A 13,244-nucleotide genomic window follows, 5' to 3' on the forward strand; every position below is an offset into this window, starting at 1 on the left:
GATGCGCTAAACAAGCCGAAGTCTATTCGAAAGTCCTGCGAGCCGGCCCATGTCCGATCCGTCGAAGTCACATCCTCCGAAGCTGCGCCTCGGCGTCAACGTCGACCACATCGCCACCTTGCGAAATGCCCGCGGCGGCCGCAGCCCCGATCCGGTGCGCGCCGCGCTGCTCGCGATCGAGGCCGGGGCCGACGGCATCACGGCGCATCTGCGCGAGGACCGCCGGCACATCCGCGACGACGACATGGCGCGGCTGAAGGCCGAGATCTCCAAGCCGCTGAACTTCGAGATGGCGGCCACCGAGGAGATGGTGCGGATCGCGCTCGCGACGCGCCCGCATGCCTGCTGCCTGGTGCCGGAGCGGCGCGAGGAGCTGACCACCGAGGGCGGCCTCGACGTGGTCGGCCAGCACAAGGCGCTGGCGCCGGCGATCGCCCGGCTGAGCGATGCCGGCATCCGGGTGTCGCTGTTCATCGCCGCCGACCCGGCGCAGATCGAGATGGCGGCGCGACTGCGCGCGCCCGTGATCGAGATCCACACCGGCGGCTGGTGCGATGCCATCACCGACGGCCACCACGACAAGGCGGAGGTGGAGTGGGAGCGGATCGTGACCGGCGCCCGGCAGGCCTATGCGGCCGGGCTCGAGGTCCATGCCGGCCACGGGCTCGACTATGTCACCGCCGAGCGGATCGCGGCGTTGCCGGAGATCGTCGAGCTCAACATCGGCTACTTCATGATGGGGGAGGCGCTGTTCGTGGGCCTCGCCGAGACCGTCCGGACCATGCGCGCGGCCATGGATCGTGGCCGGGCGCGGCTGGGGACATCGGCATGATCATCGGCATCGGCTCCGACCTGATCGACATCCGCCGCGTGGCTGAGGTGATGGACCGGCACGGCGAGCGCTTCCTGAACCGGATCTTCACCGCGGCCGAGCGCGCCAAGGCCGAGCGGCGGGCCAAGAACGAGAAGATGGTGGTCGCCACCTACGCCAAGCGGTTCGCCGCCAAGGAGGCCTGCGCCAAGGCGCTCGGCACCGGCATCCGTCACGGGGTGTGGTGGCGCGACATGGGCGTCGTCAATCTGCCCGGCGGCCGGCCGACCATGCAGCTCACGGGTGGCGCAGCCGAACGGCTGAAGGCGCTGACCCCCGAGGGCCACGAGCCGCGCATCGACCTGTCGATCACCGACGACTGGCCGCTGGCGCAAGCCTTCGTCATAATTTCGGCGGTGCGCCGCGAGACATCCTGAAGGGCGGCCGCCCGCAGGAAAAACAAAAATGCGATCGATTCCAGCGAGTTATGTAGTTTTGATACGGCGATTGATTGCGCGGCCCCGCGCAGTCGTCTAAAACCCGCCGGGATCGAACCGGCTGCATCACGGGCGGATTCTGGGTCAAACCGGAGTTGGCCTTAACCACCAGAATCAGGACAGACTCCCTTAAGCCGCGGAACGGTATGGTGTTCGCGGACGGAGGGGTGTTCGGCAACGGCTGGCGAATCGTCGGACCATTCGCCAAGGGACATTGAAAGAGCGATGAGCGTGACCTCCGGAACCAAGACTGAGAGCGGCCTCGGTGAAACCGTTCGTGTCGTCGTTCATGCGCTGCTGATCGCGTTGGTGATCCGCACCTTCCTATTCCAGCCGTTCAACATCCCCTCGGGATCGATGAAGGCGACCCTGCTGGTCGGCGACTATCTGTTCGTATCGAAATATTCGTACGGCTATAGCCACTACTCGATTCCGCTGTCGCCCCCGATTTTCTCGGGCCGCATCTTCGGCTCGGAGCCGAACCGCGGCGACATCGTCGTGTTTCGTCTGCCCAAGGACGACACCACCGACTACATCAAGCGGGTGATCGGCCTGCCTGGCGACCGCATCCAGGTGCGCGAAGGGCTGCTCTACATCAACGACAAGCCGGTGCAGCGCGAGCGGCTCTCCGATTTCATCGGCGAGGATCCCTGCGGGCAGCCGGACTCGACCGCGCGCGTCAAGCGCTGGAAGGAGACCCTGCCGAACGGCGTCAGCTATGAGACGCTGGACTGCGTCGACAATGGCTATGTCGACAACACCGCGGTGTATACCGTGCCGGCCGGCAACTTCTTCATGATGGGCGACAACCGCGACAACTCGACCGACAGCCGCTTCCTCAGCCAGGTCGGCTACGTGCCGTTCGAGAACATCGTCGGCCGTGCGCAGCTGATCTTCTTTTCCATTGCCGAAGGCGAGCATGCCTGGGCGTTCTGGCGCTGGCCGGTATCGGTGCGCTGGAATCGAATCTTCAAATTCGTGCGATGATCGACGACTCACCCGAAATCCAGACCACGCAGGCTGCCGCATCGAGCCCGCAACCCGGCACGGGTGCGCTGGAGGCAACGCCCAAGGCCGCGTCGCGGCCGAAGTCCGAGATCAAGCCTGAGCAGAAGAGCGAGCCCAAGGCCGAGCCCAAGACCGAGCCAAAGGCCGATTCCAAGACCGACGCGAAGCCGGTCTCCAAGCCAGACATGAAGACCGTCGAGTCCGAATCGGTGCCCGCTCGCCCGACCGAGGATGGGGCGGACCCGACCGCGCTCGTTGCCGAGGCCGATTCCGACGGCAAGCCGCGCAGCAAGGCGAAGGGCGGTCGCCGTACCAAGAGCGCGGGGACCAGCGCCGCCAAGGGCGCCAAGGGCGCCAAGGCCGCGGACAAGGCCGCCAATGCCGCGATCGAGGCGCGCATCGGCCATCACTTTGCCGATCCGTCGCTGCTCAGCACCGCTTTTACCCACGTCTCGGCGCTGAAATCGTCCAAGAAGCGCGGCGACAGCTATCAGCGGCTCGAATTCCTCGGCGATCACGTGCTCGGCCTGATTGTGTCCGACATGCTGTACCGCTCGTTTCCGAGCGCGGACGAGGGCGAGCTGTCGAAGCGGCTCGCCGATCTCGTGCGCAAGGAGAGCTGTGCCGACGTCGCCAAGTCGCTCGGCCTGCTCGACGACATCAAGCTCGGCGCGGTCGGCGCCGGCGCCGGGGCGCGGTTGCGCAAGTCGGTGCTGGGCGACGTCTGCGAGGCGGTGATCGGCGCGATCTTCCTCGACGGCGGCTACACGGCCGCCGCTGGATTCGTCGAGCGCAACTGGACCGAGCGCATGCACAAGCCGCGGCGCCCGCTCCGCGATCCGAAGACGGTGCTGCAGGAATGGGCGCAGGGCAAGGGCCTGCCCACCCCGGTGTACCGGGAGGTGGAGCGCACCGGCCCGCATCACGATCCGCAGTTCCGTGTCGCCGTCGACCTGCCGGGGCTGGAGCCGGCCGAAGGCGTCGGCGGCTCGAAGCGGGCGGCAGAAAAGGTGGCGGCATCGGTCATGATCGAGCGCGAAGGCGTCAGCGGCGGCAGCAATGACGGCTGAACAACAATCGGTGCCGGCTGCCGGGACCCGCTGCGGTTTCGTCGCGCTGATCGGCGCGCCCAATGTCGGCAAATCGACGCTCGTCAACGCGCTGGTCGGCTCCAAGGTCACGATCGTCTCGCGCAAGGTACAGACGACGCGGGCGCTGATCCGCGGCATCGTCATCGAAGGCGCGTCTCAGATCATCCTGGTCGACACCCCCGGCATTTTCGCGCCGAAGCGCAGGCTGGACCGCGCCATGGTCACGACGGCCTGGAGCGGGGCGCATGATGCCGATCTCGTCTGCGTGCTGCTCGATGCCAAGAAGGGCATCGACGACGAGGCGCAGGCCATCATCGACAAGGCGGCCGCGGTCGCGCACGAGAAGATCCTGGTGGTCAACAAGGTCGACCTGGTGCCGCGCGAAAAGCTGCTGGCGCTGGTCGCGGCTGCCAACGAGAAGCTGTCGTTCGCGCGCACCTTCATGATCTCGGCGATCTCCGGCGACGGGGTCGACGATCTCAGGCGGGCCTTGGCGGAGATGGTGCCGCCCGGTCCGTTCCACTATCCCGAGGACCAGATGTCGGACGCGCCGATGCGGCACCTCGCGGCCGAGATCACCCGTGAGAAGATCTATTCGCATCTGCATCAGGAGCTGCCCTACCAGTCCACGGTCGAGACCGACAGCTGGACCGAGCGCAAGGACGGCTCGATCCGCATCGAGCAGACGATCTTCGTGGAGCGGGACAGCCAGCGCAAGATCGTGCTCGGCAAGGGCGGTGCGACGATCAAGTCGATCGGCGCGCAGGCGCGCAAGGAAATCGCAGAGATCACCGGCGTGCCGGTGCACCTGTTCCTGTTCGTGAAGGTGCGTGAGAACTGGGGCGATGATCCCGACCGCTACCGGGAGATGGGGCTCGAGTTCCCCAGGGAATGACAATGAGCGTGCCGCGCAACGTGTTGTGGTTCGAAGTGCTGCTCTACATCTCGCTGATGCTGGACGCGCTGTCGGTTGCCGTCTCCGACCGGACGCCGACCTTCGACGTAACCGAGGACATGATCACCGCGCAGACCGTGCTCAACGGGGTGGTCATCCTGCTGCTGTTCTATTTCGTCTATCTGGCGGCGCAGCGCCGCAGGAACTGGCCGCGCTGGGTGCTGCTGGGGGCGCTGGTGCTGTCCGACATCTCCCTGGTGCAGGTGATCGGGCAGAAGGGCATGACGCTCGATGCCGGCATCGAGGTCATTTCCTGCGCGCTGACGACGATGGGCTTGTACTATTCGTTCACGGGCGATGCGCGCGGCTGGTTCAACGCGTGACGCGTCGACCGTCGGGGCCGTAGGGCACATCGCACCCACCAAGGTTAGGGGCTGGCGCAGAACGCCGCCAAGACGTCATTGCGAGCGCAGCGAAGCAATCCAGGGCTGCGAACCCGACTCTGGATTGCTTCGCTGCGCTCGCAATGACGGTGTTTGCGGTGGCAGCGCGCACCAGCTACGTTGATTGTCCACCCGCGGACGGCGCTAGGGGACGAGCGCGTGTGGAATCAGTCGGGCGGCTCGTGAGATGGAATGGACCGACGATGGCATCGTGCTGGGCGTGCGGCGGCACGGCGAATCCTCGGCGGTCGTCGAGCTGCTGACCCGCGAGCATGGCCGGCATCTCGGTCTCGTGCGCGGGGCGAGCGGCAAGCGCATGCGGCCGGTGCTGCAGCCGGGCAACACGGTGCGCGCGATCTGGCGCGCGCGGCTCGACGAGCATCTCGGCATGTACGCCATCGACGCGCTGACCTTGCGGGCGGCGGGGCTGATCTCCGCGCAACACGGCGCCTACGGCGTGACGCATCTTGCCTCGCTGGCCCGGCTGTTGCCGGAGCGCGATCCGCACGAAGACATGTACCTGCGGCTCGAACATGCGCTCGATGATTTCGAGGATGCGGGCGGCGCCGCCGCCCACATCGTGCGCTTCGAACTGGCGATCCTCGCCGAACTCGGCTTCGGGCTCGATCTCGACTCTTGCGCTGCGACCGGCGAGACCTCGGACCTGATCTACGTATCGCCGAAGTCGGGCGGCGCGGTGTCGCGCACGGCCGGGGCGCCATGGGCCGACCGGCTGCTGCCGCTGCCGCCCTTCCTGCGCGAGAGCGAGCAGGGCCATGGCTGGTCGCAGCAGGATCTGCTCGACGGTTTCCGGCTGACCGGCCTGTTCCTTCTCCGTCACGTGTTGGAGCCGCGCGGGCAGGGCCATTCCGACGCCCGCGAGGGCTTCATCAACGCCGTGACGCGGGCAAGGCCCGCCTCGCGATAGGGCTCGTTTTCGACGTTCGTCGTCATGCGCCCGCGCGCTCGTTCGCCAACGTCGAGACTGACGACACACGCGCCGGCATCACGGCAAAGCTGATCCGGATACCGTCTCCGACTGTGACGTCATTCACATCCGCCTTCACATGACCGACGTAGGATCATGCAACAATCCTGGTTGATGACAAGTTTCACATCATTTTGAAGTTGCGTCGTCCGCGGCTCATGGCGAAGATTGCAGCCCTTCGGCGAGATGCGTTTCGTGCGCGCCTTTTTTCATCACCGTGGGGCATTTCGATCATGAGCGATTTCGAGAACAGCAAATCCAGCAACGGGTTCACGTCCAAGCTGTGGCGTGGAGAGCGCATGACGATGATCGGCTTCGACGTCGCCGAGCCCGAACCCGATCTTGTCGGATTCTCGATCGAGGTGAAGTCGCCGGGCGCGCGGGATTTTTCCCAGTTGCGCAACAGGATCGCGTTTTCCTATCCGGCCGGGGCCGGCGCGGAGGTCGACGGCAACCGGAATTTCCCGTCGACCGAGGCACCGTTCCAGAAATTCCGCTGGATCCACTTTCCCTACCGGCCCAAGGATGGCGTCTATACGTATCGCGTCGCCAAGCAGCACATGCGCAACGACGGCACGCTCGTGGCAGGGACCAGCCTCACGCTCGACATTGCGCAGAGCGCGGTCACCTATGATGGCCTCATCGACATCGGTTTCACCCGCAACTTCGCCTCGTCTCAGGCCTATCGCGATCAGTTCGGCAACAATGCCGAGATCATCCCCGTCGAGAGCCGCGACGGGCCGAGCTTCGAGAAGCTCGACCTCGCCAACGAGGCCGGCGACAGCGTCTATGAGTGGCTGGGGTTCGAGGCCTACGACCTCCTGTTCGGCTTTTTGAAAGACGCCCTGGCGGATCCCGGGCTCACGCTCGACGTGATGGCCTATGACCTCAATGAGCCCGACGTGATCGGCCTGCTGGAGCAGTTCGGTCCGCGGCTGCGCGCGATCATCGACGACTCCAACGCCAAGGATAACAGCCACAAGCTGCCCGGCAGCGCGGAATCGCGCAGCGCCAAGCGCTTCAAGCAGGCGGGTGCTGCCGTGCTGCGCACGCATTTCAGCAATCTCCAGCACAACAAGGTCCTGATCACGCGCCGCAACGGCAAGCCCGAGAAGGTGCTGTGCGGCTCGACCAATTTCACGTTCCGCGGCCTCTATATTCAGGCCAACAACATGCTGGTCTTTCATTCGCCTGATGTCGCCGGGCTGTTCGGCGAGATGTTCGACATCGCCTTCGAGGACCCCTCGCTCTTCCGGAAGAATGATTTCTCCAAGAAATGGCACGCCGTCCATTCCGAGGGAAAGCCGACCGTGCAGCTCTGCTTCTCGCCGCACCAGGCCACCGATCTCTCGCTCAATCCGATCCGGGCCGCGATCGATCAGGCCTCCTCGTCGGTGTTCTACTCGGTCGCGTTTCTGAGCCAGCTCGGCGACGGTCCGACCAAGGAGGCGTTCGACCGCGTGATGGAGCGGCCGATCTTCAGCTACGGCACGGTCGACAAGCGCGGCGCCCTGGAGCTGCGCAAGCCCGACGGCTCGATCGGTCTCGTCGATTTCGCCTATCTCGCGAGCAAGGCGCCGGAGCCGTTCCGCAGCGAATGGTCCGGCGGCAAGGGCCGCAACATCCATCACAAATTCCTGGTGACCGATTTCAGCCTGCCGACAGCGAAAGTGTTCACCGGATCGAGCAACTTCTCGCCGAGCGGCGAGAAGGGCAACGGCGACCATCTCATCATGATCGAGGACCGAAAGATCGCGACCTCCTATGCGATCGAAGCCACCCGCGTGTTCGATCACCTGCAGTTTCGCAATCGGATGCGCGACGCGTTCCACGGCAAGTCCGAGCGGCAGCGCGCTGCATCCGCGCCTGCCGCGATCACGCTGCGCAAGCCGACCGCATTGTCCGGCAAGCCGGCCTGGTTCGAGCGCTTCTATGTCGAGGGGTCGCAGGCTGAACGCGATCGATTGCTGTTCTCGTCCTAGATATCGCTACGGACAGAGTTGGAGACGACCATGCCATTGAATGACTATTCGCTTCTCAAGGGGCGGCCCATCAACAATCGTCTGGCGACGGGAAGCAGTCCGCACTATCAGGTGCAGGTCTCGGCCGGCGGTGAGCTCTATCGTATCGCCATCAATGTCCGCTCCCAGGATGGCAGCGAGGTCGAATTCCTGGTTCGCTCGCGCTTCGAACATCCAATCGTCGACGACCTGAAGGCGTTTTCGGAAGGGCTGCATCCGTTGGAGAGCAAGCCCGGCGGCGTGGCGCTCGATTTCATCCGGGGCAATCTGATGCAGCCATGGGAGCTGAAGCCGCTGCCGCTGTCGGCCGCGGGCCCCGACAACGATCTCAACGAGAAGATCGACGCCTACGTTCAGCGCGCCATGTCCGACGAGACGGCTCTCATCTATGCCTTCGGCGTCGCATGGGGACCGGAGGAGAAGGCGGACCGCTATTTCGGCTTCAAGCCCGGCCGCGGTATCCACGACATCCATTTCAACCAGGGCAATCCGCCCGGCCAATATGCCAAGGACAACGGTCCCTGGCAGGATGGCGGACTGCTCTTCGAGTTTCCCGACCAGCAGCAATGGGTCGCCATCTTCCTGAAATTCCAGACCCAGGCCTGGCATTCGGACGATGCCAGCGGAGGGGTCATCCTTCCGCCCGATCCCGATTACCCGAACGCGCCGCATACGCCTCCCGACCGCGACCACATTCCGCCGCTCGACGTGCCCGACGGGCTGGTGCGGATCATCGCGGCCTATGTCAACGACGTGCGCACGCCGGAGCACGAGACGGTCACGCTGCTGAACACCGCCGATGTCGACGTCGATCTCACCGGCTGGCAGATCAAGGACAAGCAGAAGAACGCCATGCAACTGAGCGGCATGATCGGGCGCGGCGCCACCCTGGTGGTGCCCATCGTCGCGCCGGTCGCGCTGTCGAACCGGGGCGGCATCATCACGCTGTTGAATGCCGCGGGCGTGAAGGTGCACGGCGTCTCCTATACGCGGGAACAGGCGGCGCAGCCGGGGCGCACCATCCCGTTCCAGTCGTGACCGCGTGTTCGGCGGAGCCGTCTTCCGGGAGCGTGCTCTCTGCTGGCGCAGCGGCGGGGTGACGTGTACTCCTGTCACGTAAGGGCCCAGGCGAAGGGGCTGCAGGTTGCAGTCCTGTGCACAGGCCACGGTGTGAGAGGAGAGCGTCATGGGAGTCCTGGTCGACGGCCAATGGCACGACGTCTGGTACGACACGGCGGCGTCCGGTGGCCGTTTCATCCGCAAGGATTCTGCGTTCCGCAGCTTCGTCACGGCTGACGGCCGTCCGGGCCCATCCGGCAGCGGCGGCTTCGAGGCCGAAGCGGGCCGCTATCATCTCTATGTCAGCCTGGCCTGCCCGTGGGCTCACCGCACCCTGATCATGCGCGCGCTGAAGGGGCTCGATGACATGATTTCAGTATCGGTCGTGCACTGGCTGATGCGCGAGCAGGGCTGGACGTTTGCCGAGGGTCCGGGCGTCGTGGCCGACAGCGTCAATCACGCCGGCCTTCTGCATCAGGTCTACACCGCCGCGGAGCCGCGTTATTCCGGCCGCGTCACCGTGCCCGTGCTCTGGGACAAGCAAAACCGCACCATCGTCAACAACGAGTCGTCAGAGATCATCCGCATGCTGAACTCGGCGTTCGACGGCGTCGGCGCCAGGCAAGGCGACTATTATCCGCAAGCCCAGCGCGATGAGATCGACGCCATCAATGCGCGCGTCTACGATACGCTGAACAACGGCGTCTACAAATGCGGCTTCGCGACCACGCAATCCGCCTATGAGGAGGCGATCGGCCCGCTGTTCGCCACGCTCGACTGGCTGGAGGAGCGGCTGTCGGCGCGCCGCTTCCTGCTCGGCGACACCATGACCGAGGCCGACATCCGGCTGTTCACGACGCTGATCCGCTTCGATGCCGTCTATGTCGGCCACTTCAAGTGCAACATCCGCCGCATCGCCGACTATCCGCATCTTTCAGCCTACATGCGCGATCTCTACCAATGGCCGGGGATTGCCGCGACGGTGAATTTTGAGCACATCAAGCGGCACTACTACGAGAGCCATCGCACCATCAATCCGACCGGCATCGTCCCGGTCGGGCCGCGGCAGGATTTCACCGCGCCGCACGACCGTGCGCGCCTCGCCGGGTCCTGACGAGCTCCGATGTTCGGCGAGCGCGATCTCGACACGCTGCTGCGCACGATGTCGCCGGAGCTGCAGGATGGCGTCTTCGTGTTCTGCACGCTCAGCGCCAGCGATGCGATGGCCGCGATGCTGTCGCCGCTGATGCTGTTCCGGGAGCGCGAGGGTGACACTCTCATCGTCCGGCGCGAGGACGCCGAACGGGCAGGGCTGGCGTATCGCTTCACCTCGCGCCTGATCACGCTGTCGGTGCTATCAGCGCTCGACGCGGTGGGCTTCCTCGCCAGGGTGACAGCGGCGCTGGCTGCTGCCGGCATCAGTGTCAACGCGGTCTCGGCCTTTCATCATGATCACCTGTTCGTACCCGAAGCGCAGGCAGAGCAGGCAATGCGGGTTCTAGAGGAGATGTCGCGCCGCGCGGCCGTCGGATGATCGCGCAGGGCCACGCCCCGGTCAGGCTTTGCTCCTGGTATGACTTCGCGACCGGTTGCGCCGGGGTGCACCCGGCTTCTTGCGTGATCTCGGCCGAGATCGATGCGCGTTGCGTGCGGCGCGCGGAGCCGGCGGCCGGCGCGGTCCGGTCAGCATTTGCGCGGCTTGCGCGCGCACCATGTCCATCAGCATCATCGCCGCCGGCGACAGGGTGCGGCCCTTTAGGCGCAGGATGCCGAACTGCGCCAGCAGCAGGTCGGATGCGCGCGGCTCTTTCAGCTCGGCCACATTGAGCCGGACCAGCTGACCGGAGGCCAGCTCGTGGGTGACGACCGCATCCCCCGCGACGAGCACGACGTCCGAGCGGACCGCCATTTGCACCAGCAGGCCGGCGTTCTCGGATTCGAGGGCGACATTGAAACCGCGTCCCCGTGGCGCGGCGATCAGGTCGTCCAGCCGCCGGCTGAAGTCCGGCGGCAGCGCGACGGAGGCGAAGTGCTGGCCGGCCAGATCGCGCGCCGACAGCTCCCGTCGCCCCGCCAACGGATGGGTCGGCCGGCAGTAGAAGTAGCCGGGAAGGCTTCCGAGCGGCTCGAGGTCCAGGCTGTCGTCGGTCCTGATGTCGGTGATGTGCGCCAGGAAGAAATCGAGCTTGCCTTGTTGCAGCACGTCCATCAGGGCGCGCCAATTGTCCTGCACCAGCTTGATGCGCACGGATGGATGCTCGGCATACAGCTGCGCCATCGCATCCGGCAGCAGCACTAGGCCCGTGAACGCGCCGACGCCCACCGTCACCTGGCCGGCATCGCCCGAGCGCAACAGCCGCATCTCGCGGCCGAGATCGTCGGCGCCCGACAACAGCGAGCGCGCCCGCGCCACCAGCCGTTCGCCGACCGCCGTGATCTCCACCGAGCGCGAGCTGCGGTCGAACAGCCGCATCCCCGCTTCGTCCTCCAGGGTCTGCAGGCTGCGGCTCAGCGCCGACTGGGTGACATGGGCGCGCTTGGCGGCCCGGGCGAAATGCCGCTCTTCCGCGAGGTAGACCAGCTGCTGCAACTGACGCAACGTTGGTGTGTGCATCGATGACCCCAGCTCATTGATCAAAGCATAACAATTCATTGGATTTCTGAGACCGTCAATTCCAAAATGGCACAAATACAAACAGGGGAAATGCCATGGCGGGGCCGGCCAAGTCGCCCCGAGCTGCGGCAGTTTCCCCGCAACAGGCTTTTCTCATGCCCAACGGCGCACAAGCTCTGATACGGACCCTGGTCAATTCCGGCATTCGGGTCTGCTTCACCAATCCTGGCACCTCCGAGATGCATTTCGTCGCGGCGCTGGACTCCGCGCCGGAGATGCGCGCCGTACTGTGCCTGTTCGAAGGGGTGGCGACCGGTGCGGCGGACGGCTACGCCCGGATGACCGGCACGCCCGCGGCAACGCTGCTGCATCTCGGTTGCGGCCTCGGCAACGGCCTCGCCAATCTGCACAATGCGCGCAAGGGCAAGGTGCCCGTCGTCAACATCGTCGGCGACCACGCCACCTATCATGTCCCTTATGACGCGCAGCTCCAGTCCGATATCGAGACCGTCGCGCGCAACGTCTCGCCGGAATTCGTCTGGACCTCGCAGGTGACGTCGGAGCTGTGCCGCGACGCGGTGGCGGCCGTGAAGGCGGCGTGCTCCTGGCCCGGACAGGTCGCGACGCTGATCCTGCCGGCCGACGTGTCCTGGGGTGAGGGCGGCGTCGCCGAGCCGGCGCCGGTGATCGAGCCGCCGGCGCCTGCGGACGATGCGACCGTGCAGGCCGTCGCCGAGGCGATCAGGGCGGGCGGCCGCAGCGCTTTTCTACTCGGAGGCACGGCGCTGCACGAGGAGTCGCTGCTGGCGGCCGCGCGCATCGCCGCGACCTGCGGTGTGAAAGTCTACGCCGAAACGTTTCCGACACGCATGCAGCGTGGAGCGGGCCTGCCGGCCGTCGAGCGGATCGCCTATCTCGCCGAGATGGCGCAGATCCAGCTCAAGGAGATCGACACCCTGATCCTGGTCGACGCCAAGGCGCCGGTGTCGTTCTTCGCCTATCCCGGCAAGAAGAGCTATCTGCCGCATGACGGCTGCAAGGTGCTGACCTTGTCGACGCCGGCGCAGCACGCCGCGTGCAGCCTGACCAGGCTTGCCGCCGCCCTGGAGGCCGGGCGCGCCACGCCGGCATTGTCGCCGGCCTCGCGGCCCGGGCGTCCGCGCGGCAAGAAGCTGACCGCGGAAAAGGTCTGCAAGGCCGTTGGTCATCTCCTGCCCGAGAACGCCATCATCATCGACGAGGCGATCAGCTCCGGCCTGATGCTGTCGAAATTCACCGCGGGCGCGCCGCGCCACGATCTGATCACTTTGACCGGCGGCGCCATCGGGCAGGGGCTGCCGAATGCGATCGGGGCGGCGATCGCCTGTCCCGACCGGCCGGTGATCGCGCTGATCGGCGACGGCAGCTCGATGTACACGATCCAGTCGCTGTGGACGATCGCGCGCGAGCGGCTCAACGTCACCGCCATCATCTTCAACAACGCCTCCTACTCGGTGCTCAACGTCGAGCTGGAACGGGTCGGCGCCGAGGAGATCGGACCGAAGGCGCGGGCGCAGCTCGACCTGCACGGGCCGGTCCTCAAGCTCGCGCAGATCGCCGACGGCATGGGCGTACGATCGACCCGCGTCACCACGCCGGACGAACTCACCAGCGCCTTGCAGGGGGCGCTGGCGCGGCCGGGGCCCCATCTGATCGAGGCGATGGTGCCGCCGGCGCTGACCGGCCTCAAGCTGAAGCTCCTGCCGCACCTCCTGGGATCGCTCGACCGCGTTCCGTTGCCGGTCGCGCGGATGCTCAAGCGCAAGATCGCGCCGTGA

General features: G+C 65.9%; 13 protein-coding genes. 12 read left to right on the plus strand and 1 reads right to left on the minus strand.

Annotated features, from left to right (window positions below):
- The first annotated feature begins 49 nt into the window (after positions 1-49).
- The 11 genes from QX041_RS09845 to QX041_RS09895 all read left to right on the plus strand — a co-directional run bounded on the left by QX041_RS09845 (position 50) and on the right by QX041_RS09895 (position 10,347).
- Complete coding sequence (locus tag QX041_RS09845) at positions 50-832, plus strand: pyridoxine 5'-phosphate synthase (protein WP_315827226.1); 783 nt, start codon at positions 50-52, stop codon at positions 830-832.
- On the plus strand, positions 829-1,248 hold the full coding sequence (gene acpS, locus QX041_RS09850; protein ID WP_315711397.1) for a holo-ACP synthase: 420 nt from the start codon (positions 829-831) through the stop codon (positions 1,246-1,248). Before QX041_RS09845 ends, acpS begins: the two co-directional genes overlap by 4 nt.
- Before the next feature lie 285 nt (positions 1,249-1,533).
- On the plus strand, positions 1,534-2,295 hold the full coding sequence (gene lepB / locus QX041_RS09855; protein ID WP_315711399.1) for a signal peptidase I: 762 nt from the start codon (positions 1,534-1,536) through the stop codon (positions 2,293-2,295).
- Entirely contained in the window at positions 2,292-3,386 is a 1,095-nt protein-coding gene (gene rnc / locus QX041_RS09860; RefSeq protein WP_316165152.1) for a ribonuclease III, read from the plus strand. Before lepB ends, rnc begins: the two co-directional genes overlap by 4 nt.
- Positions 3,376-4,302 carry a GTPase Era gene (gene era / locus QX041_RS09865; RefSeq protein WP_315711401.1) on the plus strand — a complete coding sequence of 309 codons (927 nt, stop codon included), beginning with the start codon at positions 3,376-3,378 and terminating at the stop codon, positions 4,300-4,302. The genes rnc and era overlap by 11 nt, the downstream gene beginning before the upstream one ends.
- A 2-nt stretch (positions 4,303-4,304) precedes the next feature.
- Complete coding sequence (locus tag QX041_RS09870; protein ID WP_315752942.1) at positions 4,305-4,685, plus strand: hypothetical protein; 381 nt, start codon at positions 4,305-4,307, stop codon at positions 4,683-4,685.
- Positions 4,686-4,932: 247 nt separating this feature from the next.
- Entirely contained in the window at positions 4,933-5,673 is a 741-nt protein-coding gene (recO, locus tag QX041_RS09875) for a DNA repair protein RecO (protein ID WP_315711403.1), read from the plus strand.
- 293 nt (positions 5,674-5,966) lie between these two features.
- Positions 5,967-7,715, plus strand: coding sequence for a phospholipase D-like domain-containing protein (locus tag QX041_RS09880; protein WP_316165154.1), 1,749 nt, complete (start codon positions 5,967-5,969; stop codon positions 7,713-7,715).
- A gap of 30 nt (positions 7,716-7,745) precedes the next feature.
- Positions 7,746-8,792, plus strand: coding sequence for a DUF2278 family protein (locus tag QX041_RS09885; protein WP_315827221.1), 1,047 nt, complete (start codon positions 7,746-7,748; stop codon positions 8,790-8,792).
- 148 nt (positions 8,793-8,940) lie between these two features.
- Positions 8,941-9,927 (plus strand): glutathione S-transferase family protein, encoded by a 987-nt coding sequence (locus tag QX041_RS09890; protein ID WP_316165156.1) that lies wholly within the window; start codon positions 8,941-8,943, stop codon positions 9,925-9,927.
- A 9-nt stretch (positions 9,928-9,936) separates the two neighbouring features.
- Positions 9,937-10,347, plus strand: a complete 411-nt coding sequence (locus tag QX041_RS09895; protein WP_316165157.1) for an ACT domain-containing protein — start codon at positions 9,937-9,939, stop codon at positions 10,345-10,347.
- Between the two features lie 21 nt (positions 10,348-10,368).
- Here QX041_RS09895 and QX041_RS09900 read toward each other — a convergent pair whose 3' ends face one another.
- A complete protein-coding gene (locus QX041_RS09900) occupies positions 10,369-11,427 on the minus strand; it encodes a LysR family transcriptional regulator (RefSeq protein ID WP_315711411.1) in 1,059 nt (352 codons plus the stop codon).
- A gap of 155 nt (positions 11,428-11,582) precedes the next feature.
- Here QX041_RS09900 and QX041_RS09905 point away from each other — a divergent pair, with 155 nt between their 5' ends.
- Entirely contained in the window at positions 11,583-13,244 is a 1,662-nt protein-coding gene (locus QX041_RS09905) for an acetolactate synthase large subunit (protein ID WP_315711412.1), read from the plus strand.

Origin of the sequence: Bradyrhizobium sp. SZCCHNRI2009 (genome assembly GCF_032485115.1) — a bacterium.
Taxonomy (GTDB): domain Bacteria; phylum Pseudomonadota; class Alphaproteobacteria; order Rhizobiales; family Xanthobacteraceae; genus Bradyrhizobium.

Coding starts and splice junctions, on each gene's coding strand:
- QX041_RS09845 (WP_315827226.1), top strand. CDS start 50: ATGTCCGATCCGTCGAAGTCACATCCTCCGAAGCTGCGCCTCGGCGTC.
- acpS (WP_315711397.1), top strand. CDS start 829: ATGATCATCGGCATCGGCTCCGACCTGATCGACATCCGCCGCGTGGCT.
- lepB (WP_315711399.1), top strand. CDS start 1,534: ATGAGCGTGACCTCCGGAACCAAGACTGAGAGCGGCCTCGGTGAAACC.
- rnc (WP_316165152.1), top strand. CDS start 2,292: ATGATCGACGACTCACCCGAAATCCAGACCACGCAGGCTGCCGCATCG.
- era (WP_315711401.1), top strand. CDS start 3,376: ATGACGGCTGAACAACAATCGGTGCCGGCTGCCGGGACCCGCTGCGGT.
- QX041_RS09870 (WP_315752942.1), top strand. CDS start 4,305: ATGAGCGTGCCGCGCAACGTGTTGTGGTTCGAAGTGCTGCTCTACATC.
- recO (WP_315711403.1), top strand. CDS start 4,933: ATGGAATGGACCGACGATGGCATCGTGCTGGGCGTGCGGCGGCACGGC.
- QX041_RS09880 (WP_316165154.1), top strand. CDS start 5,967: ATGAGCGATTTCGAGAACAGCAAATCCAGCAACGGGTTCACGTCCAAG.
- QX041_RS09885 (WP_315827221.1), top strand. CDS start 7,746: ATGCCATTGAATGACTATTCGCTTCTCAAGGGGCGGCCCATCAACAAT.
- QX041_RS09890 (WP_316165156.1), top strand. CDS start 8,941: ATGGGAGTCCTGGTCGACGGCCAATGGCACGACGTCTGGTACGACACG.
- QX041_RS09895 (WP_316165157.1), top strand. CDS start 9,937: ATGTTCGGCGAGCGCGATCTCGACACGCTGCTGCGCACGATGTCGCCG.
- QX041_RS09900 (WP_315711411.1), bottom strand. CDS start 11,427: ATGCACACACCAACGTTGCGTCAGTTGCAGCAGCTGGTCTACCTCGCG.
- QX041_RS09905 (WP_315711412.1), top strand. CDS start 11,583: ATGCCCAACGGCGCACAAGCTCTGATACGGACCCTGGTCAATTCCGGC.